The 19,535-nt window shown below is 50.3% G+C and carries 16 protein-coding genes and 1 tRNA gene; 12 read left to right on the top strand and 5 right to left on the bottom strand.

What is annotated here, in order from left to right; all coding sequences use genetic code 11:
• Window positions 1-8: 8 nt before the first annotated feature.
• Window positions 9-1,523, bottom strand: coding sequence for a SpoVR family protein (locus CCY32_RS14370; RefSeq protein ID WP_088331882.1), 1,515 nt, complete (start codon window positions 1,521-1,523; stop codon window positions 9-11).
• A gap of 90 nt (window positions 1,524-1,613) precedes the next feature.
• Window positions 1,614-3,191, bottom strand: coding sequence for a hypothetical protein (locus tag CCY32_RS14365; protein WP_088331880.1), 1,578 nt, complete (start codon window positions 3,189-3,191; stop codon window positions 1,614-1,616).
• A gap of 223 nt (window positions 3,192-3,414) precedes the next feature.
• On the opposite strand from CCY32_RS14365, the gene CCY32_RS14360 reads away from it, so the two are divergent.
• The 6 genes from CCY32_RS14360 (at window position 3,415) to CCY32_RS14335 (ending at window position 10,806) form a co-directional block, all read left to right on the top strand.
• Window positions 3,415-4,263: a pirin family protein gene (locus tag CCY32_RS14360; RefSeq protein WP_246840633.1), complete on the top strand. Its 849-nt coding sequence runs from the start codon at window positions 3,415-3,417 to the stop codon at window positions 4,261-4,263.
• 183 nt (window positions 4,264-4,446) lie between these two features.
• Window positions 4,447-5,694, top strand: coding sequence for a hypothetical protein (locus tag CCY32_RS14355; protein ID WP_088331878.1), 1,248 nt, complete (start codon window positions 4,447-4,449; stop codon window positions 5,692-5,694).
• A gap of 366 nt (window positions 5,695-6,060) precedes the next feature.
• A complete protein-coding gene (locus CCY32_RS14350) occupies window positions 6,061-7,593 on the top strand; it encodes a serine hydrolase (RefSeq protein WP_088331877.1) in 1,533 nt (510 codons plus the stop codon).
• Between the two features lie 271 nt (window positions 7,594-7,864).
• Entirely contained in the window at window positions 7,865-9,145 is a 1,281-nt protein-coding gene (locus tag CCY32_RS14345) for a cytochrome c peroxidase (RefSeq protein WP_246840632.1), read from the top strand.
• A 222-nt stretch (window positions 9,146-9,367) separates the two neighbouring features.
• A complete protein-coding gene (locus tag CCY32_RS14340; protein ID WP_088331875.1) occupies window positions 9,368-10,036 on the top strand; it encodes a LiaF domain-containing protein in 669 nt (222 codons plus the stop codon).
• 206 nt (window positions 10,037-10,242) lie between these two features.
• Complete coding sequence (locus tag CCY32_RS14335) at window positions 10,243-10,806, top strand: YqhA family protein (RefSeq protein WP_088331873.1); 564 nt, start codon at window positions 10,243-10,245, stop codon at window positions 10,804-10,806.
• Between the two features lie 75 nt (window positions 10,807-10,881).
• Here CCY32_RS14335 and CCY32_RS14330 read toward each other — a convergent pair whose 3' ends face one another.
• On the bottom strand, window positions 10,882-11,796 hold the full coding sequence (locus CCY32_RS14330) for an MBL fold metallo-hydrolase (protein ID WP_088331871.1): 915 nt from the start codon (window positions 11,794-11,796) through the stop codon (window positions 10,882-10,884).
• 248 nt (window positions 11,797-12,044) lie between these two features.
• A complete protein-coding gene (locus tag CCY32_RS14325) occupies window positions 12,045-12,440 on the bottom strand; it encodes a glutaredoxin (RefSeq protein WP_088331869.1) in 396 nt (131 codons plus the stop codon).
• Window positions 12,441-12,587: 147 nt separating this feature from the next.
• Here CCY32_RS14325 and CCY32_RS14320 point away from each other — a divergent pair, with 147 nt between their 5' ends.
• Window positions 12,588-13,730: a cupin domain-containing protein gene (locus tag CCY32_RS14320; protein WP_088331867.1), complete on the top strand. Its 1,143-nt coding sequence runs from the start codon at window positions 12,588-12,590 to the stop codon at window positions 13,728-13,730.
• Here CCY32_RS14320 and CCY32_RS14315 read toward each other — a convergent pair.
• Entirely contained in the window at window positions 13,727-13,912 is a 186-nt protein-coding gene (locus CCY32_RS14315; RefSeq protein WP_088331865.1) for a hypothetical protein, read from the bottom strand. The genes CCY32_RS14320 and CCY32_RS14315 overlap by 4 nt on opposite strands.
• Window positions 13,913-14,029: 117 nt before the next feature.
• Here CCY32_RS14315 and CCY32_RS17235 point away from each other — a divergent pair, with 117 nt between their 5' ends.
• The 5 genes from CCY32_RS17235 (at window position 14,030) to infB (ending at window position 19,442) form a co-directional block, all read left to right on the top strand.
• Window positions 14,030-14,176, top strand: a complete 147-nt coding sequence (locus CCY32_RS17235; RefSeq protein ID WP_168171532.1) for a hypothetical protein — start codon at window positions 14,030-14,032, stop codon at window positions 14,174-14,176.
• 255 nt (window positions 14,177-14,431) lie between these two features.
• A tRNA-Met gene (locus tag CCY32_RS14310) sits at window positions 14,432-14,508 on the top strand.
• A 272-nt stretch (window positions 14,509-14,780) separates the two neighbouring features.
• The gene (gene rimP / locus CCY32_RS14305; RefSeq protein WP_088331863.1) at window positions 14,781-15,239 is read left to right on the top strand and encodes a ribosome maturation factor RimP; all 459 of its coding nucleotides are present in this window, start codon (window positions 14,781-14,783) and stop codon (window positions 15,237-15,239) included.
• A gap of 63 nt (window positions 15,240-15,302) precedes the next feature.
• Window positions 15,303-16,796 carry a transcription termination factor NusA gene (gene nusA / locus CCY32_RS14300; RefSeq protein WP_088331861.1) on the top strand — a complete coding sequence of 498 codons (1,494 nt, stop codon included), beginning with the start codon at window positions 15,303-15,305 and terminating at the stop codon, window positions 16,794-16,796.
• Between the two features lie 24 nt (window positions 16,797-16,820).
• Complete coding sequence (gene infB / locus CCY32_RS14295; protein WP_088331859.1) at window positions 16,821-19,442, top strand: translation initiation factor IF-2; 2,622 nt, start codon at window positions 16,821-16,823, stop codon at window positions 19,440-19,442.
• Window positions 19,443-19,535 lie beyond the last annotated feature (93 nt).

The following is a 19,535-nucleotide window of genomic DNA, read 5'->3' as shown; positions in this document are numbered from 1 at the left end:
AACGCGGCCTACTCCGACCTGGCTGGGCATTGATACAATAAGTGGATGTTGTCATCCTCGTCCACGGTTTCCAGTCTGACGTCAAAGCCCCACAACCGATAAAGGTGTTTCATCACATCTTCGCTGCTATCAGCCAGAGGAATACGATCACGGGGTACATAGCGCAGGGTCAGCGAACGATCTCCTCTGACATCCACATTATAGACCTGGATGTTGGGTTCAATATTGCTCAGGTTGTATTGGGCAGAGAGCTTTTCACGCAATCCCTGGTAACCCTCTTCATTATGAATAGCGGTGACTTCAAGGTGACTGTCATGATCGTCATCGTGAACGGCAAACAGACGAAAATCACGCATCAGTTTGGGTGACAGAAACTGGCTGATAAAACTCTCATCCTTGAAATTCTGCATGGCAAAATTCAGCGTGGTTTGCCAGTCTGAACCGGCAATATCGCCAAACCAGCGTTTATCTTCTGCGGTGGGCTCCTGACAGATACGTTTAATATCCATAAACATGTTAAAGCCTAACGCATAAGGATTGATACCTGAGTAGTAGGGGCTGTTGTAGTCGGGCTGGGCCACCACATTGGTGTGGCTGTGCAGAAACTCCAGCATGAATCTGTCTGTGACCCTACCTTCGTCATACAAGTGATGAAGAATGTGATAGTGCCAGAAACAGGCCCAACCTTCGTTCATGACCTGGGTCTGCTTTTGTGGATAAAAATACTGTGAAATTTTACGCACGATGCGCACCAGCTCACGCTGCCAGGGTTCCAGAAGAGGCGCGTTTTTCTCGATAAAATAGAGCAGGTTTTCCTGTGGCTCAGTCGGAAAACGGCGCTTTTTCTCATCGGTTTCCAGGGCTTTCTTTTTAGGTAAAGTTCGCCATAGCTCATTAACCTGAGACTGTAGATATTGTTCACGACTCTCTTGACGTTCTTTTTCTTCCCTTAAGGAGAGTTTCTGCGGCCGCTTATAACGGTCTACACCAAAGTTTGCTAGTGCATGACAGGAATCGAGAAAGGTTTCCACTTCACTGATGCCATGCTTTTCTTCACAGCGGGCAATGTAATTTTTAGCGAAAACCAGGTAATCAATGATAGAGCTGGCATCGGTCCAGGTGCGAAACAGGTAATTGTTTTTGAAAAAAGAGTTGTGACCAAAACTGGCATGGGCCATCACGAGTGCCTGCATGGTAATGGTGTTCTCTTCCATCAAATAGGCAATGCACGGGTCTGAATTAATGACGATTTCATAGGCCAGCCCCATCTGGCCGCGTTTATACCCCTGTTCGGTCTGAATGAACTTCTTACCATAAGACCAATGGGTGTAGTTAATCGGCATGCCGACGCTGGCATATGCATCCATCATCTGCTCGGCAGTGATCACCTCTATCTGGTTGGGGTAAGTATCTAGTTTGTAAAGCTCTGCCACCCGGGTAATCTCGGCCAGATACTCATTCAATAGGGGGAAGGTCCAGTCTGGACCATCACAGAGGGGGTTGGATTGGCGTTTGGCTTGCATCAGTACCACCTGTTATTGAACTTGCCTTAGATGACGTCTTTTGTACGCCTTTGGTCTGAGTATAGTTCAGCCCCGCCACAGACCAAGCCATCAGACAGACATCTTTTTCAGGCTGAGCTTCTCATCTTCATTGAGGGATAGGGTCGGAATAATCTGTTGTAGCTCACTGACGTCACAGTCCCAGAATTGATTAAGCTGCAGGCTTTGCATGCTGTGAAGCAGGTTAAGAGGATAACGTGCCACGTTAGGGCTACAACGCCAGGCTTTATAAAACATGCTTAGCGCCCGGTAATGCAGATCCAGCTCCACATACTTGTGTCCCCATTGATTGTAAACCGCACTTTGTGTATCTGGGGTAGGGAATATAAAACGAAACAACTGATAGTGGATGATCCCGGCCGAAAGGCGCTCTGGTGAAATTTGCATGCGGCTGAGGTGGTAATCGGCATTGAATAGCCACAGGCTCGCACTGGGGTGTTGTGCCACCTTGGCAATATAGGTTAGCAGCAAACACTGAAACAAGTCGAATGTGTGCTGATGCTGCTGCAATTTGTTCAAAGACTCCGCCACCACCTGTTTGTTGGCATGGGCCATCTGGGCCAGTCGCAATAGGCCGGAAAAACGTTTAAAGTTAATCGTACCGTTGTTCCAGTCCAGTTGTCTGGATAGCTGCGTCATGCGTGCATTGAATTGATGGTCTCCCGGATGGTCCAGCGAATGCAGTAATAACAGTGTCATACGCCATATGAGCGCCATATTGGCGGCATAGGTGTCTTGTTTATCCTTTTGTTTCTTGCTCAGGTAGCGCTCGGCGGCACTATACCCGCCGGTGACAAATAACAATACGGCCTTGAGGTTCATTTCGTGTGGCGTACGCTGACTTTCTTCAAGAGACTCAAACAGCGTCAGCATCATTTTGAGTTCCTGGCGCTGTTGTAGCAGGCGCATTTGATACAAAATGCGTTTTCTGGGTAGTAGGTCAGCATGCTGGAGCTGTTGTTGTAAAAGAATTAATCCCTGGTTGTCGCCTAGCAGATACATCAGGTTCAGTAACAGATCGAAACGCCGCTGCTCGCTGACTAACTGTGTCGCCAGTGGCTTGGCTTGTTCAGCCCGATTATGGCGGATAAGGCTCATGATCTGTAATGTGAGAATTACATCTTTGAGTGGATCTGGCAGTGTCTCGGTCGCTACAGATTCGACACGGGCAACAGGCAAAGCGCACTGTTCTTCCTGACAATTTTCCAGCAGAGGTTTGACTTTATTGATCATTACCGCCGTTTGCCTGAGCAAGGCTAACAGAGCACTGTCCGCTACGTTTTTTTTCAATATTGGCGTCGGCAGAATACGAAAAGGCAGATCGGCCAAAACTACGTCTGGCTGGTCCGTGATAAAGGCCACCTGGCACCAGGTGGCGAGCAGCTTGCTGCGAATGACATAGCGTAACAGGTCTGTCCCTGGCAGGGCATCACCTGGGTGAAAAGCAAAAAGCACCAGGTGCGCGTTAGCCTCAGCGGATGCGAGCCGTTTGATAAAATCATCGGCACAGCGGATTTCCGTGACCTGTCTGACACCCATTTGGCTAAGCCGTTTTTTCAGGTGTTGGCGGCTGTCCGGGTGCTTTTCAATTAGCCAGACATTGAGTTGGGGCAGTTCAATGGATGACATAGACCTTCTGAGTCGCGAGCAGACGTTTGATACTTAACAGCATAGCCTAACATTCAGGGCATTGACTTCTACCTTGACAGGAGACTTTGCTAAGCTGAAATCTTAAGGATGTCGGGCAAAGAAGAAATGGCTTAACCCATTGACCAAAGAGGATGATATGAGCGATCTATTAGTACAAAAGAACGTAACATGTGAGACGCAAAGCTCGCCATGTCAGGGGGTTATGCAAATTATTCGAGGAAAAGAAAAAGACATTGGTGGATTTTCGGTACGACGGTGCCTGCCGGTCGCAAAGCTCAGAAGTGTGGGTCCCTGGGTGTTTTTTGATCATATGGGGCCGGCAATGTTTGAGCCAGGTGATGGGTTAGATGTTCGTCCCCATCCCCATGTGAATCTGGCCACCGTAACCTATTTATTTGAAGGAGAAATCTTACACCGTGATTCGCTGGGCAATACACAACCTATTAAACCCGGCGATATTAATCTGATGGTGGCCGGCTCAGGCATTGTGCATTCAGAGCGGGAACGACCCCAGGTACGCGAACAGGAGCATCGGTTGCATGGGTTGCAGCTGTGGCATGCGCTGCCGCAAGAACACGAGGAAATTGCACCGGCGTTTTATCACTACCCCATAGAGGATATCCCGGCCACCGAGGTGGACGGCGTACCGGTACGCGTGCTGATTGGCACTGCCTATGAACTCACATCCCCCGTTGAGACCTTCTGTGACACCCTTTACCTGGAGGCCTTTTTACAGCCTGGACAGAGTCTCACCCTGCCTGAAACTCAGGAATCTGCCGTGTATGTGGCGGATGGTCAGATAAGCATTCAGCGCGTTACGGTGCCGCAATTTGCCCTGGCACAACTTAGCACAAATAGCTGTGTCACCATTCATGCTGATAAGAAAAGCCGTATCGCGTTAATCGGTGGCGAGCCGCTGGGGGAGCGCTTTATGCACTGGAATTTCGTATCCAGTCGTAAATCCCGCATTGAGCAGGCCATGGCCGACTGGAAAGAGCAACGCTTCACCCCGGTACCGGGCGATGAAAAGGAATATATCCCGTTGCCCTGATATGGGCATCCTGTGGCGTTTTTAACAGCGCATTGGCAACAAAAAAGAACGAAAAGGCCGCTGTCTTGCCGCTATCAGACTCACCAACATGGTTGATGAAGCCTCTCACCTGTGCGCGCCGGTGATGGAGGTTTTTCTTTGTCATCACGGTGTTTAAGCGCATACTCAGGTATCAGCCCTACCATGGAGTTGCTGACAATGTTGCGACCTGTGAATCAGCATAAATCCGTACCCGAACAACAAAAAACACGATGGCTGCTGGATTTGTTGGCAGCGGGAAAGTTGTGCACTGACGCGGTTGACGGGGTAACCCATATGACCGAGAACCTCCACCAGACCATTCTGGGCTTAGGCCGTCGCCCCGATAGCAAGCAAAAACCCAATAATCCGTTTAGTAAGTATGTGTACCGCTCTGTTCGTGGCATCAATGGCCTTGTCGCCAAAGGGTTGCAACGCCAGCTCAGTAAGCACAGGGATGTCAGTGATGACGAGCGCTCTGAGAGCATGCATGCCGCAATTTCAGCACTCAATGGGGTCATGGGAGACCGTCTGGCGGATGCCGCCAGTCCTCTGGCCATTAAAATGAGTTTTCGTTATCAGGGCCGAACGGTTCAGTTCAATGAACTGAGCGATTTGGTCGCCGAGGCCGGAGGCAGAGTGCTACTGATGATTCATGGACTGTGTATGAATGATCTGCAGTGGACCCGGGACGGCCATAACCACGGTGAAGCATTGGCGCGCGAGCAGGGCCTTGTCCCCCTCTATCTGCATTACAATACGGGACTGCACATATCTGAAAATGGACGCCAGCTCTCATCTCAATTGGAGGCCTTATGTCAGGCACTTCCGATGCTCTCAACGATACATATACTGGCTCACAGTATGGGCGGACTGATAAGTCGTAGTGCCTGTTTTTATGCCGGGGATGGCGGGCATGCCTGGTTTCAGAACCTCAAAAAGTTGATTTTTTTGGGTAGCCCCCACCATGGTGCTCCTCTGGAAAAGGGCGGGAACTGGCTCGGCCAACTACTCAATATCAGTGCCTATAGTGCACCGTTTCTGACACTGGTGAATCTCAGAAGTGCCGGCATTACGGATCTTCGACACGGGAGTTTGTGTGATGAGGACTGGATCGATAAACATCGTTTTACCTTAAATGCTCTTCCCCCTAAAATCATTCCCTTACCTGAACAGGTGGCCTGTTATATGGTGGCCGGTAATGCGGGAGAGAAACGCTGGTGGCTGACCGATAAACTGATTGGCGATGGACTGGTGCCTCTGGATAGTGCGCTTGGGCATCATCGCGATGCACGGCGGGCAATCAGTGTGCCAAAGCACAGACAATGGGTGGCAGACAACACCCATCATCTGCAACTGTTAAGCTGTAGCAGGTTGTATTCAACATTGCGTCAGTGGTTTGCGCAACCGTAATAAACAACCTTGGCCGTGCGTTCAACCAATTACCCCTTAAGGGGCCCTCCGAAAAGAGCATGAGACGCTGCGGGCTGTTATGCCTTTTTATTAACAATTTTTTTGACACTTTTATCAGTACGGGATTGTACCAATGCCAAGTTATCAATCCCTGTCTGAGGGATGAAAGGTTAATCTGCGTCATTCAGATCTCTCTCGCCGTTTTTACATTATTCATCGGTTTGCCCTATGACGGCTAATTTATGTACTGCACTTTTTCACTCTAGATTGGTTGTGCCCAGCTTCAGCAAATGAATGCGGGGCGTTGATTGCCCGGTATAGCGGCACGGGCATTCGCTTTTAACAAAAAACAACTAGGAAAATGTTATGCGAAATGTATTTTATGCTTGCTGTCTAGGCGTCGGTATCTTGTTACTTTGCCACCCTCTCAGTGCTTCTGAGTTTCAAATCGGTCTCCAGACCGAGCTGGATGAAAGCTTTAAACGACTCAAAGGTGTCCCGGGGGTAGCGATTGCAGTAGATACCCCGGATCAGGGCAATATCTTTGCGGGGACTGGCACAGGTAATACACAAACAGGCGAAGCGGTGCAGGCACAGCAACGCTTCCGGGTTGCCAGTATTAGTAAGTTTTATACGGCGGCTCTGGTGATGAAATTACAAGAGCTTGGCTATTTACAAATCGATGACCTGGTGAGTCAACATCTTGTTGTACCGGGGCTACCTCATGGTGACAGCATGACCATCAGGCAGCTGATGGATCATTCCGCTGGGGTTTACGATCATATTAACGGAACGAATGATTTTTGGAGTATTGCGCTAGCCGATCCCTACAAGGTTTGGTCTGACAATGAGATCATGCAATATGCTGTCGACAATGGTCCGGTACATACACCGGGTTCCCAGTACAGTTATTCTAATACTGGCAGCTATCTTCTGGGGTTAGTTGTAGAGTCGGTTACCGGTATGCCTCTGAGTTCAGCCCTGTCATTTCACATGCTAGAGCCGTTACAGCTTACTCAAAGCTTTATGGATGACTGGTCCAATCCCGGCTCACCAATCAGTCAGCTGGCCGAAAATGATCGAGCCTATGAATTTCATAAAACCGGCATAATGGCCGCTGGTGCTGTGGTTGCTAACTCTGGTGATGTGGCCAGTATGGCAAGAGGGGTACTGGGAGGCCAGTACTTAAGCACCACCAGTGTCACGCAGATGACCAGCCCATCCGCCAATAATAGCGGCTATGGATTGAGTACTTATATTTGGGATGCGGCTACCTACGGTTATCTTCACTACGGCCATACAGGTACCTTGTCCGGTTATAAGAGTATTGTCATGTATGTGCCTGAATTTGATGTGTCTATTGCCATATTGAGTAATGGCTATGCCAACAATGACAGTAGCTGGTATACCCTCATTGACAATGTATTTAACTACGTCACTGGCTGGTACGCCCAACAAGGGGGCGGTAATTGTCAGGCGCCTGGTGTAAGTGAATGGGTCATAGATAACCAACAAGCGACATTGAATGGAAATTGGCAGTCTGACAATCGTGGCAACCGCTATTATGGAAGCAATTTCCTTTTGGATGAGCAGCCTTCTGTGGGACAGGAAAGTGCTCGCTATGATTTCACCGGACTGGCTGCCGGAATCTGGCAAGTGTCGGCATATTATCCTGCTAATCGAAATTACGCATCCAATACGCCGATTAGCGTGACAACGGATACAGATACCTATGTGATGAGCCTGGATCAGAGCAATAATGGAGGTCAGTGGAATTCGCTGGGCAGCTTTAGCATTATGCAAGGAGGCAGCCTGAGCACTACCATCAATACCAGTGGTGCCAATGGCAGTGTCATTGCAGACGCAATACGAGTGCAATTTGTGGACTGTTTGCCATAGGGCGATATGGCAAGGACGCCGTTTTCAATGCGGTTACCATTATCGCATATCACTCAAGCTTTACCCTCTATTGTGGTCATTTGTGCAGCAGACACACATCCCATTTCCCTGTATTGATGGCAGCCCTTGGCTGCAGACTTTACCTAACCTTTACACTTCACTGTCAGTTCTTGACATTGGGCGACGTAAACTGACTTCTCGTTATTGTCTTGTTGCCCGCCAACCTGCTGAGTAACCTTCACACCGGGCAACCCATAATGGAGTTGTAGCAATGTCACGCTTTTTTATCAGGTTTAAAGGGATTTTGGTGCCCTTGTTGTGTATGTGGGTGGTGGCCTGTGGCAGCGAGCCGGAGGCTGAAGTGCCTGTCAGTGAAACAGTCGGGCAGAGTCAGTCCGATGTAACCTCAGACAATGAGGCGAGTGATCCGCTTGCATCCCTGAACTTACCTGAAACGCCATATAACTATGCTCAGGTAGCGCTACCTGAACACTACACACAGAATAGCTTTCCTGCGCAAATGCCCTTTCAGTATGCCGCCAGCGACTCGGATAATACCCCTGTCGACAATCCGATTACTGATGCCGCAGCGACTCTGGGCAGGGTGCTGTTTTACGATAAAAAGCTCAGCGCTAATGGGACGGTAGCCTGTGCCTCCTGTCATGTTCAGGAAAATGGCTTTTCCGATGCAAGGGTAAAGAGCCTCGGATTTGAAGGGGAAGAAACTCGGCGACACTCTATGGGGCTGACCAACGCCCGATTTTATGGCAGTGGCCGTTTTTTCTGGGATGAACGCGCCACAAGTCTGGAGGAACAGGTGCTGATGCCTTTCCAGGACCCCCTCGAAATGGGCCTGGTGCTGCCAGAGCTTGAAGAGATCATTCGTGAGCAGGACTACTATCCGATATTGTTTGAACAAGCTTTCGGCGATACCGATGTGTCCAGTGATCGTATCGCCGATGCGCTGGCTCAGTTTATTCGTGCCATGGTGAGTACTAATGCTAAATATGACATGGCACGCGCTGAGGTCTCTTCTCCTCTGGCTGACTTTCCCGCTTTTACGGATCAGGAAAACCTGGGTAAGGCCTTGTTCTTTGAGGCTAAGCAAGCTGCAAATGGTGATCTCGTTGGCTGTGCGGGGTGTCACAGCAGTGAGGCCTTTACCGGGCCACTTCCTGTCGGACCATTAGGAAATTCCTCGGCAACAAATAATGGACTCGACAGCGAGTCGACTGACGACCTTGGGCTGGCTGAGGTCACAGGAAACCCGCTGGATACGGGGCGATTCAAATCTCCCTCATTGCGCAATATTGCCGTGACCGCTCCCTACATGCATGACGGCCGCTTCAGTACATTGGAAGAGGTGATTGAGCATTACAGTAGTGGCATTCAGGCGCACCCGGGATTGCAGCCACCGCTGTTAGGATCCGATGGCAGCGTCAACCAGTTTAACTTCACTGATGACGAAAAAGCGGCGTTGTTGGCCTTCTTACATACCCTAACCGATGAAGCGTTGCTGATAGATGAACGGTTCAGTGATCCATTTTTGTAGAAGAGACAGCCGGGACACTTGCTTGTCAGATTCTTGTGCTTTCTGACCAAATTATGGTGAATGCAGTCACTCCACGCCTAATGGGAATGTTACAAGTTGTTGATATTAAATAGAATGTCCTTTTGGCGCGATATCTGCTTTACTGTCTGGATAGGTTGTTCCTACCCGATAAAAGCAGGGCAATGTGATGTTGCCCCATAACAATCAGAAAGGAGTTCAGATATGGCTATAGATACATCCGGAGTAAAACTCGAAGACCGTCCTTTTGAACAGGTGAAAGAGCAGGCCATAGATCAGCTGATTATGAATTACAGCCACGGCGTGCTCTCTGCCGAGGCATTCGAGCGCCGGCTTGATATTGCCACCGAAGCCACTGACCATCAGCAACTGGTGGATGTGGTCGCGGATTTATCGCTGCAGCCGGATAGCCAATATCAACAGCAGCGAGAGCGCAGCTTTTCACCCCGCTATCAGGCCGGGGAGGATAAGCAGAACGAGAACATTATCAGTGTACTGTCATCCAATCAGCACAGCGGGCAATGGCTGGTGCCTGCTGAGATCACAGTGGTGAATATTCTCGGTTCGGTGGAGCTGGATTTCTCCGAGGCTATTTTCCAGCATCAGCATATTGTTATCCGTGTTAATAACTGGGTCGGCAGCCTGAGTATTTTAGTGCCTGAAGAGATCAATGTGGTGTCCAATATGTTCAACATCATCGGTAGTTCAGAGAATCGGGCACCCTCCATGAGCGGGCGTCAGGCACCCAAAATCGTGATTGAAGGCTATTCAGTGCTGGGGTCGCTGGAAGTGAGTCTGAAACGTACTGTCAAAGAAAAATTTGTCGCCTTTGCCAACCAGTTCCGGGATATGTTTGGTATGGGTAAGCAGTGATGAATACTGGTTGTTAATGGCCAGACAATCCCGACCTTGGGGACGGGTTCAACTTCAGTCAATCGGAAATAGGGCGGTAGTGACGAACAAATTCGTCAAGATGCATCTCGTCATCAGCGATTAAAGTTGATAATAAAACGGGTGTTTTATCGTAGCCCGGACTTCGCTATGCTGGATATCAAACGTGAAGATAAAAGTTCCAATTGATGTCAGATACTCCAACATCCCGCTCGGCAAAAGAACCGCACAAATGGGAAAAACGTCTTGAAGGACTCCTGTGGCGCTCCCGTTATCTGGTTATGCTGGCCGTCATACCTAGTTTGTTGGGGGCGGTGGTGTTATTTGTTATCGGCACCATGGATATTGTTCAGGTGCTGTGGAAGACGCTGGGCTACTATGCTTTTGGCAGCGATATTGATATCCATGACTCTGTGGTGACAGATATTATCATTGCCATTGATATTTACCTGATTGCCATTGTTTTGATGATCTTTGGTCTGGGGGTATACCGGTTATTTGTCTCACAGATCGAGGCCTCTGAGAGTGAGGGGCCATCTCATCCTTTTAACGTCAAATCCTTCGACCAGCTCAAGGACAAGATTGTCAGGGTAGTGATCCTGGCAGTGATCATCGAATTTTTCAGGGCAGTGGTCGATATTCACTTTAAGACACCACTAGATGGCATTTATCTGGCGCTCTCTGCCCTGGCCCTGGCCGCAGCGCTGTATCTGATGAGTCTGGCTTATAAAGCCAGTGCGGGTAAAGACTAACGGCCGGGCGGCATTTTCATGCTATTGCCGCCGCCTGCGTTTTCATGTGCAGGCAAAGCTGCACCGCAAGACATTTCAGGATGACGAATGATGGCGCCTGAACAGTTGTGATAAGTTCATTCTGGCGATGGTGCCGCGCGGATAACCATAGTCATTCAGATAGGGATAGGCAGTGAGTATTGTTTCAACTGCTTGTGTCATCGCCTCAGGGGTTGGTTTGCCGTGTTTAAGTGATGCCGGTTCTACCATCTTCTCATAGACCTCTGTCAGGGTTCGTACATACTCACTTTGTTGTTTTAAAAGATGTAAGGGACTGGGATCGCCATGCCCGCCATAAACCATGCTGACTTTGCCCTGGTAGTCCTGCTGAAGCTGTTCAAACTGCTTAAGAATATTATCTGTGTTGCCCTGACCCACGTAATAATGATGATGTGCCATCAGGATGTCGCCCGCAAATAAGGCACCACTCTGGGCATGAAAAACGATTGTGGCATTGGCGGATTCTCCTTCACCGAGATCGCGAACCTGCAACGATATATCTGCCAATACAAGGGGCTTAGTCACATCAATCAGCTGGTCTACTTCAGGCGCGGATGCAACCCAGATATCCGGGGCAAACTGTGGTGCTGTCTGCGTTTTGAACAGTTCAAAATCTGAGGCCAGCGTGGCTGCGGTCGCCGGTGTCGCCATCACCGGAAAATCGCCAAGAATGCGCTTAAGATCAGCAATGCCGGAATAATGATCACCATGGGCATGGGTTAGGATCAGTCCCAGTACGGGTTTATTTTGTGCCTTAATCATGGCAGCAAAATTGCGCGCATCAGAGCGTCGTAACAAGCTGTCAATGAGAACAATACCCTGATCACCGATCAGCATATAGGCATTGGCACTCCAGTCCTGCTGATTTGTGGCAAAGCGTTTTATGTGTGTTTCGGCAAGGGCGCTTAGCGAGAGAATAAGTAGTGTCAGGGTTAGTAACAGGGGTTTCATCGCAGTTCTCTTGTCTTGGGGTTAACCTCATGGTCACCAAGATAGCGCTATTTTGCTCAAAAACGCAGCGTGTTTTTTTGATGAATAGGTAAAAAAATGTGTCAGTCATAGCCGCGAGTGAGAGTGGGCGTATTGACCGCAAGCGGGTACGGTAGATGACACGGCAACAGACAATGTTCAGTTGCCGCTCAGGGGCATGGTTTCACAACGTTCACGGCCCTATCGTTGCAGGCCTGAACAGACTCAGGTCACTGAGTCTGACCGAAACGTTGTGTCAGCCAGGCATTAATCTGATCGGATTCGTATAGCCACAGGTACTGGCCGTTTTCCTGATCGATCCGCAGGCAGGGGACTTTTATCTTGCCACCCTGTTGCTCCAGTTCCTTCCGGAAAATTGGGTTTTTCAGTGCATCCCGTTTCTCTACGGGTAATCCCAGTCTGGCTATCTGCTTGCGCACTTTAATACAGAACGGGCAGGCGCGGTATTGATACAGGGCCAGCTTTTCAGCCGCTTGCTCTGCTGCTTTCTGTGCCTCTGAAGAACGGCTGATGGCTTTGGGCGTTGTCAGTTTCTCACTGAGAAGCATAAAGGGAGTGAGAATCAATCTGACAGCACGGAAAAAATAACGGACAATAATACGCATAGGATCTTTTGACTACTGGCTCAACGGGGCCAGGATACTAGCATTTTTTCTGCAATGCTGAAATCCTTCAGGGCGCTTGTCTGAGTCTTTTGCTCAGGCCAATCAGGGGCTGGCGCTGCAATCAGATGGTTCAATCAACGGGGTACTATGTTTAGGTTTAATCTGACCGATCCTCAGACATTTCTAGAAAAGCACTGGCAAAAGCAGCCGCTATTGCTCAAAGGTGCATTCACCGACTTTACGGATCCGCTGGATGAACATGATCTGGCGGGACTGGCACAAGAGCCAGACATTGACGCGCGCATTGTCAGTTCAGCACAACAGCGCTGGCAGGTGCATCAGGGACCGTTCACTGAAGAAGATTTTGGCTGCTATTGCAAGGGGCAATGGAGTTTGCTGGTTCAGGGGGTGGACCGCTATCTGGATGCCGCCACTGAGCTGCTTAATACCTTTGACTTTATTCCCAGCTGGCGGGTGGAAGATCTGATGGTGAGTTTTTCTGTTCCCGGCGGAGGGGTGGGGCCCCATATAGATCAGTACGATGTGTTTATTATTCAGGGTAAAGGTGCTCGTCGCTGGCAGGTCGGTGGCCAAGGTGGTGAGTCACTGCGACCTCATCCGTTACTGAGTCAGGTCAGTACGTTTGAACCGGTTATTGATGTGGTGTTACAGCCTGGTGATGTGCTCTACATTCCCCCCGGTTTTGCTCACTGCGGCGAAACTATCCAAGACAGCCTGAATTATTCGGTTGGGTTTCGTGCACCGAATCAGGCAGAGCTTATTTCTGATTTCGCCGATTTTGTGTTGGACAATGCCGGGCACTGCCAACGCTATACCGATCCACAGCGCACAGTGCCCGCTTATCGTGGGCAGGTAACACAACAAGATCAGAATGCGCTGCGCTCGTTGATGAAACAGGCCATCGATAGCCCCTTGTTCGAGCCATGGCTGGGACGTTTTCTCAGTCAACAGGGGGAAGTGGAGCCAGAGCCGCTAGATATTAGTTTTCAGACGCTGAAACGCCATGTATTAGGCGGCTTACCCTTATTCAGGTCCCTGAGCTGCAAGGGTGCATGGCTAGAAACCGATGAGAGCGAACCATTAAGGCAGCTTCATTTCGGTGATTGGGCGGTTAACTTTGATGCCAGGTTGCAACCCTGGGTTGATGGGTTACTTGAGCAATCGCACTGGTATTACCCTCAGCAAATCGAGCCTGAGCTATCGGATTTATTATTACACTTGTTGCACCAATTAGTTGGCGCCGGACTGTGGCATCTGCACGAAAACTAATCTTTGTGTTTTTCATCGCGGTGATCAATGAGCGACTCCAGCGCCGCGCCAGGGTCTTCTTCACCGCATAATGAACCTTCCTCAGGGCTGGCCACTTCTGCGTCATGGTGAGAAAAGTGCTCATCTTTTTGTTTCGTATTATCTTTCTGTGCCTTGTTTTGGCGGTCGGGGGTGTTTTTCATTTTTTGCCTCTGCAATCTGTGTTATTCAGGTTTAGGCGCCACCCTGATTGAAAAACCAGTCTGTCTATACTGTGATCTCTGCACCTTAACAGGAGTCAGTTACGAGTATGGCATATTTTGATACGAAGCAAGGACATCAGCTGTTCTATCGTGTCAGTGGCACTGAGCAAGAGACGGCACCTGCATATTTCTTCACTGGCGGCCCATGATGCCAGTGAGGCTCAGAATCAGACGCGTCTGCGCGAGCTTATCGCTACCTTGTGAGGCCTCTAGTCGATATTGGCTGCATTGGGTGAAAGGGCACAATGGGCTCGACGCGCACAACGGGTAGAGTCCGGGTTTAGCTCCTTTTTTACTCATCCTGTCGGGAAAGTCATCAGGTTGCCTGATAATTGAGCAAACGGAGCAGAGTTTGGCGAATAATTTGTGATATGGCTTGCGCCGCGTAAGCGCCTATGTATAATACGCACCATCTTGAGGCGGCGGTAACAACCCAAGCCAAAAAGAAACGATTTCTAACGCGGGATGGAGCAGTCTGGTAGCTCGTTGGGCTCATAACCCAAAGGTCGTCGGTTCAAATCCGGCTCCCGCAACCACTTTTGATGACTTGGCTATGCTAGCCAGTTATCGTAAGATACAAGTGGACAAGGGTCCAGACACTAAAAGCCCCGCTAGAACGGGGCTTTTTTGTAAGTTTCGTTAGCGAAACTTGATATCTTTTGCATGGATCTGGTTGAAAAATGCTCTGGCAGCAGGTCAGATTGTTGAGTAAGCTAGTCAGGGTAAAAGATACTTACATTTTTAAGGAGCGAGAGCTCCAACAAGTGTCTGGGCGTTAAGCCCTTTTTTTGTTTTTGGAGCCCTGGTTTTGGCAAAGCTGGAACAAACGCTGACAGAAATGTTAACCCCGGCGGTTGAAGCGCTGGGTTTTGAGTTGCTGGGTATCGAATTTGTGCGAGCCGGCAAGCATTCAACGCTGCGTGTATACATTGATCACCCTGATGGCATCACAGTCGATCACTGTGCCGATGTCAGCCATCAGATCAGTGCCGTGCTGGATGTTGAAGATCCCATCAGCAGTGAGTACAACCTTGAGGTGTCCTCGCCAGGCATGGATCGGCCACTGTTTAAAGAAGCGCATTACGCGCAAGTGGTCGGTGAGGTGGTCTCTGTTCGTTTGCGCATGCCAATGGACAACAGGCGGAATTTCAAAGGTCAGGTCACCGCTTGTGAGAACGGGACCTTGAGTATGGAAGTAGATGGCGAAGTCTTTCAGTTGGCCATTGCCAACATCGAAAAAGGCAATCTGGTTCCGTCATTTGATTAAGAACAGGCGTCCGGCCAAGCCGGTAACGACTCAGATAGGAAGTATTAGTGAGGCAATGGGGCAATGAATAAAGAAATTCTATTAGTGGCTGAAGCCGTATCCAATGAGAAACAGGTTCCCCGGGAAAAGATTTTCGAGGCGCTGGAATACGCAATAGCCAGTGCCACCAAAAAGAAAAACCACGGTGAAATCGAAGTACGGGTAGCGATTGATCGCGAAACCGGTGACTTTGATACCTACCGTCGCTGGAAGGTTATTCCTGACGATCAGCCACAGGAAAATCCCTACGCCGAGCTGACCCTGTCTGCTGCTCAGGTGGAAGAGCCTGAGATAGAAGTGGGTGACTACGTAGAAGAACAAATCGACTCCATTGCCTTTGACCGCATTACAACCCAGACGGCCAAACAGGTTATCGTGCAGAAAGTCCGCGAAGCTGAACGGGCTCAGGTGATGGAAGAGTACGAAGATCGGGTCGGTGAACTGGTTACCGGTACGGTGAAAAAAGTAAACCGTGACAATATTATTGTCGATTTGGGTAACAATGCCGAAGGCGTCATCTACCGCGACGATATGTTGCCCAGAGAAACCTTCCGTGCCGGCGATCGTGTGCGCGGCTTACTCTATGCCATCAAGCCTGAAGCGCGCGGTGCGCAGCTGTTTATCAGCCGTACTCACCCGGATATGCTGGTGGAATTGTTCCGTATTGAAGTACCTGAGATTGCCGAGGAAGTCCTGGAAATTCGGGCTGCGGCCCGTGACCCGGGCTCGCGGGCTAAAATTGCTGTTAAGACCAATGACAAACGTCTGGATCCCGTCGGCGCCTGCGTCGGTATGCGTGGCTCCCGGGTGCAGGCCGTGTCCGGCGAACTCGGTGGCGAACGTGTAGACATCGTGTTGTGGGATGAAAACCCTGCGCAGTTTGTGATCAACGCCATGGCGCCTGCTGAAGTCGCGGCCATCGTTGTCGATGAAGACAATCGCACCATGGATGTGGCCGTCGAAGCCGACAACCTGGCGCAGGCTATCGGCCGCAGCGGTCAGAACGTACGTCTGGCCAGTCAGCTCAGCGGCTGGGAGCTGAATGTCATGACCGTAGCCGACCTCAATGCCAAGCATGAAGAAGAGAACTCGAAAGTGCTGCAGGGCTTTATTGACGGTCTCGACATTGACGAAGATTTCGCCGCCGTGCTGGTAGACGAAGGCTTTACCACGTTGGAAGAAGTGGCCTATGTGCCCGTATCAGAACTGCTGGCAATCGAAGGTCTGGATGAAGACATGGTGGAGGAGCTGCGTGAGCGGGCTCGCGCCTATCTGACCACTAAGGCCCTGGCAGATGAAGAGTCGCTGGAAAATGCCGAGCCTAAGGAAGAGTTGCTTAACCTGCCTGGCATGGAACGTCATGTAGCGTTTTTGCTGGCCAGCCGCGGTATCACTGACCTGGAAGGTCTGGCAGAGCAGGGCGTAGATGAAATTTGCGATTTGGAAGAATTAGGCGAAGAGAAAGCGGCAGAGCTGATTATGGCAGCCCGTAATATCGTCTGGTTTAATGAAGAATAAGGTCAACGGGAGGAACAACCACACATGGCAGATGTATCCATAGAAAAACTTGCCGGTGATATTGGCACAGCGGTTGACCGTCTGGTTAAGCAATTTGCTGATGCCGGGATCAAAAAAGGTCCGGGAGAGCAAGTTACTGAAGATGAAAAACGTATTCTGCTTGAGCATTTAAGTAAGCAGCACGGTGGTGCAGCGTCGCTTGAGCCAAAGCGTATGACATTGAAACGTCGTACAACCAGTACACTGAGCGTGAATTCGGCGGGTAAATCCAAGGCCGTTAAAGTTGAAGTGCGTAAGAAACGCACCTACGTCAAACGCAGCGAAGTAGAACTGGCTAAGCAGGCAGAAGAAGAAGCGAAACGCAAGGCGGAAGAAGAAAAGGCCCGCGAACAGGAGCGTCTGGAAGCGCAGCGTAAAGCTGATGAAGCCGCCAAGAAAGCAGCGGAAGAACAGGCTCGCAAGCAGGCTGAAGCCAAGGCCAGAGCCGAGGCAGAAAAAGCCGAACGTGAAAAACGTGAAGCAGAAGCGCGGGCACAGGAAGAAAGCCTCACGGATGAAGAGCGTGCAGAGCGCGAAAAAGCCCGTCAGGAAGCGGAACAGATTCGCCTGCAACAGGAAGAAGAGAGTCGCCGTAAGCTTGAAAAAGAAGCGAAGAAAGCGGCAGAAAAGGCCCGTAAACTGGCTGAAGAGAACGAACGTCGCTGGAAAGAAGAAGATGAGCGCCGTCGTCGTCGGGAGTCAGAAGAGGTCCATTTGCATTCCAATCGGTACGCTCAGGAAGCGGAAGATGAAGAGGACATGCAATTCGAGCGCGGCGGTCGTCGTCGTAAATCCAAAAAGAGAAAAAATGCTGGTGCAGATTTGATGCATGGTTTCAACAAACCTGCCCAGCCGGTGGAGCGTGTGGTTAAGTTAGGTGAAACAATTACCGTTGGCGAACTCGCCAACAAGTTGGCCATTAAGGCTACGGAAGTGATCAAGACCATGATGAAAATGGGCGAAATGGTCACTATCAATCAGGTTCTCGACCAGGACACCGCAGTATTGGTGGTCGAAGAGTTAGGGCATAAGTACGAACTGGTCAATGACAATGCCCTTGAAGAAGAATTGCTGGAAGAAAAAACCAGTGCCGAGAAGGTCGGACGGGCGCCCGTGGTGACCATTATGGGTCACGTTGACCATGGTAAGACCTCCTTGCTGGATTATATTCGTCGGGCCAAAGTGGCCGCTGGCGAAGCAGGCGGTATTACCCAGCACATTGGTGCCTACAGCGTAGAAACAGACGGTGGCAAGATCACCTTCCTGGATACGCCCGGACACGCGGCCTTTACGGCAATGCGAGCCCGTGGCGCTACGGCCACAGATATCGTGATATTGGTGGTGGCAGCCGATGACGGTGTTATGCCACAGACCAAAGAAGCCGTTCAGCACGCTCGTGCGGCGGGTGTGCCGTTGATCGTCGCGGTCAACAAAATGGACAAAGAATCTGCTGATCCCGATCGGGTGAAAACCGAGCTGTCTCAGCTTGAAGTTATCTCCGAAGAGTGGGGCGGTGAACACCAGTTTGTTCAGGTTTCAGCTCACACCGGTATGGGTGTGGACGAGTTGCTGGAAGCCATTTCACTGCAAGCCGAGGTTTTGGATCTCAAAGCACCGGCCAATGGCCCTGCCAAAGGCATCGTGATCGAGTCACGCCTGGATAAAGGTCGTGGACCGGTTGCCACGGTATTGGTTCAGGAAGGTGAACTCAAGGCTGGCGATATTCTGCTATGTGGATTTGAGTATGGGCGTGTTCGTGCCATGCGGGATGAAAATGGTCAGGAAGTTAAAGTTGCAGGCCCCTCAACGCCCGTGGAAATTCTCGGATTATCCGGTGTACCCGCGGCAGGGGATGATGCCCGTGTAGTGACCGACGAGCGTAAGGCCCGTGAAGTGGCCGGCACCCGTCGTGCCAAGCAGCGTGACCTGAAACTGGCGAAGCAGCAGAAGTCGAAACTGGAAAACATGTTTGCTGACATGGAGTCCGGTGATGTCACTGAGCTGAATATCGTGCTTAAAGCCGATGTACAGGGCTCCATTGAGGCCATCGCCGACTCACTGACCAAACTGTCTACCGATGAAGTGAAAGTGAACATCGTGGGCAGTGGTGTGGGTGGTATTACAGAAACCGACGCCAGCCTGGCATCGGCATCTGGTGCTATCATCGTCGGCTTTAATGTGCGTGCTGATGCCTCCGCTCGCAAAGTCATTGAAAACGAAGAGATCGACCTGCGTTACTACAGTGTCATCTATCAGTTGATTGATGAAGTGAAAGCAGCCATGACTGGCATGCTGGCACCTGAGTTCAAACAGGAAATCATTGGTCTGGCTGAAGTTCGTGACGTCTTCCGCTCACCCAAACTTGGCGCCATTGCTGGTTGTATGGTTACTGAAGGCATCGTCAAACGCAGCGCACCTATCCGCGTATTGCGTGACAACGTGGTCATCTATGAAGGTGAGCTGGAGTCACTGCGTCGCTTCAAAGACGATGTCCAGGAAGTCCGTAACGGGATGGAATGTGGTATCGGCGTGAAGAACTATAATGACGTTAAAGAAGGCGACCAGATCGAAGTCTTCGAAACGGTAGAAGTAAAACGCGAACTCTGATTTTTCCGGAGTCAATCGTGTCATTACAACGGAGGCCGCTGGCCTCCGTTGTTGTCTTCACCGACCTTAGTTTCTGGCAAACGCCAAACATTA

Source organism: Lacimicrobium sp. SS2-24 (assembly GCF_002201535.1).
Lineage (GTDB): Bacteria > Pseudomonadota > Gammaproteobacteria > Enterobacterales > Alteromonadaceae > Lacimicrobium.
Note: the sequence above shows the minus strand (reverse complement) of the source record. Positions and strands in the feature narration are given on the sequence as shown.

What these genes read in the sequence shown, in the direction of transcription:
- CCY32_RS14370 (WP_088331882.1), bottom strand. Translation starts at nt 1,523, where the DNA reads ATGCAAGCCAAACGCCAATCCAACCCCCTCTGTGATGGTCCAGACTGG.
- CCY32_RS14365 (WP_088331880.1), bottom strand. Translation starts at nt 3,191, where the DNA reads ATGTCATCCATTGAACTGCCCCAACTCAATGTCTGGCTAATTGAAAAG.
- CCY32_RS14360 (WP_246840633.1), top strand. Translation starts at nt 3,415, where the DNA reads ATGCAAATTATTCGAGGAAAAGAAAAAGACATTGGTGGATTTTCGGTA.
- CCY32_RS14355 (WP_088331878.1), top strand. Translation starts at nt 4,447, where the DNA reads ATGGAGTTGCTGACAATGTTGCGACCTGTGAATCAGCATAAATCCGTA.
- CCY32_RS14350 (WP_088331877.1), top strand. Translation starts at nt 6,061, where the DNA reads ATGCGAAATGTATTTTATGCTTGCTGTCTAGGCGTCGGTATCTTGTTA.
- CCY32_RS14345 (WP_246840632.1), top strand. Translation starts at nt 7,865, where the DNA reads ATGTCACGCTTTTTTATCAGGTTTAAAGGGATTTTGGTGCCCTTGTTG.
- CCY32_RS14340 (WP_088331875.1), top strand. Translation starts at nt 9,368, where the DNA reads ATGGCTATAGATACATCCGGAGTAAAACTCGAAGACCGTCCTTTTGAA.
- CCY32_RS14335 (WP_088331873.1), top strand. Translation starts at nt 10,243, where the DNA reads ATGTCAGATACTCCAACATCCCGCTCGGCAAAAGAACCGCACAAATGG.
- CCY32_RS14330 (WP_088331871.1), bottom strand. Translation starts at nt 11,796, where the DNA reads ATGAAACCCCTGTTACTAACCCTGACACTACTTATTCTCTCGCTAAGC.
- CCY32_RS14325 (WP_088331869.1), bottom strand. Translation starts at nt 12,440, where the DNA reads ATGCGTATTATTGTCCGTTATTTTTTCCGTGCTGTCAGATTGATTCTC.
- CCY32_RS14320 (WP_088331867.1), top strand. Translation starts at nt 12,588, where the DNA reads ATGTTTAGGTTTAATCTGACCGATCCTCAGACATTTCTAGAAAAGCAC.
- CCY32_RS14315 (WP_088331865.1), bottom strand. Translation starts at nt 13,912, where the DNA reads ATGAAAAACACCCCCGACCGCCAAAACAAGGCACAGAAAGATAATACG.
- nusA (WP_088331861.1), top strand. Translation starts at nt 15,303, where the DNA reads ATGAATAAAGAAATTCTATTAGTGGCTGAAGCCGTATCCAATGAGAAA.
- infB (WP_088331859.1), top strand. Translation starts at nt 16,821, where the DNA reads ATGGCAGATGTATCCATAGAAAAACTTGCCGGTGATATTGGCACAGCG.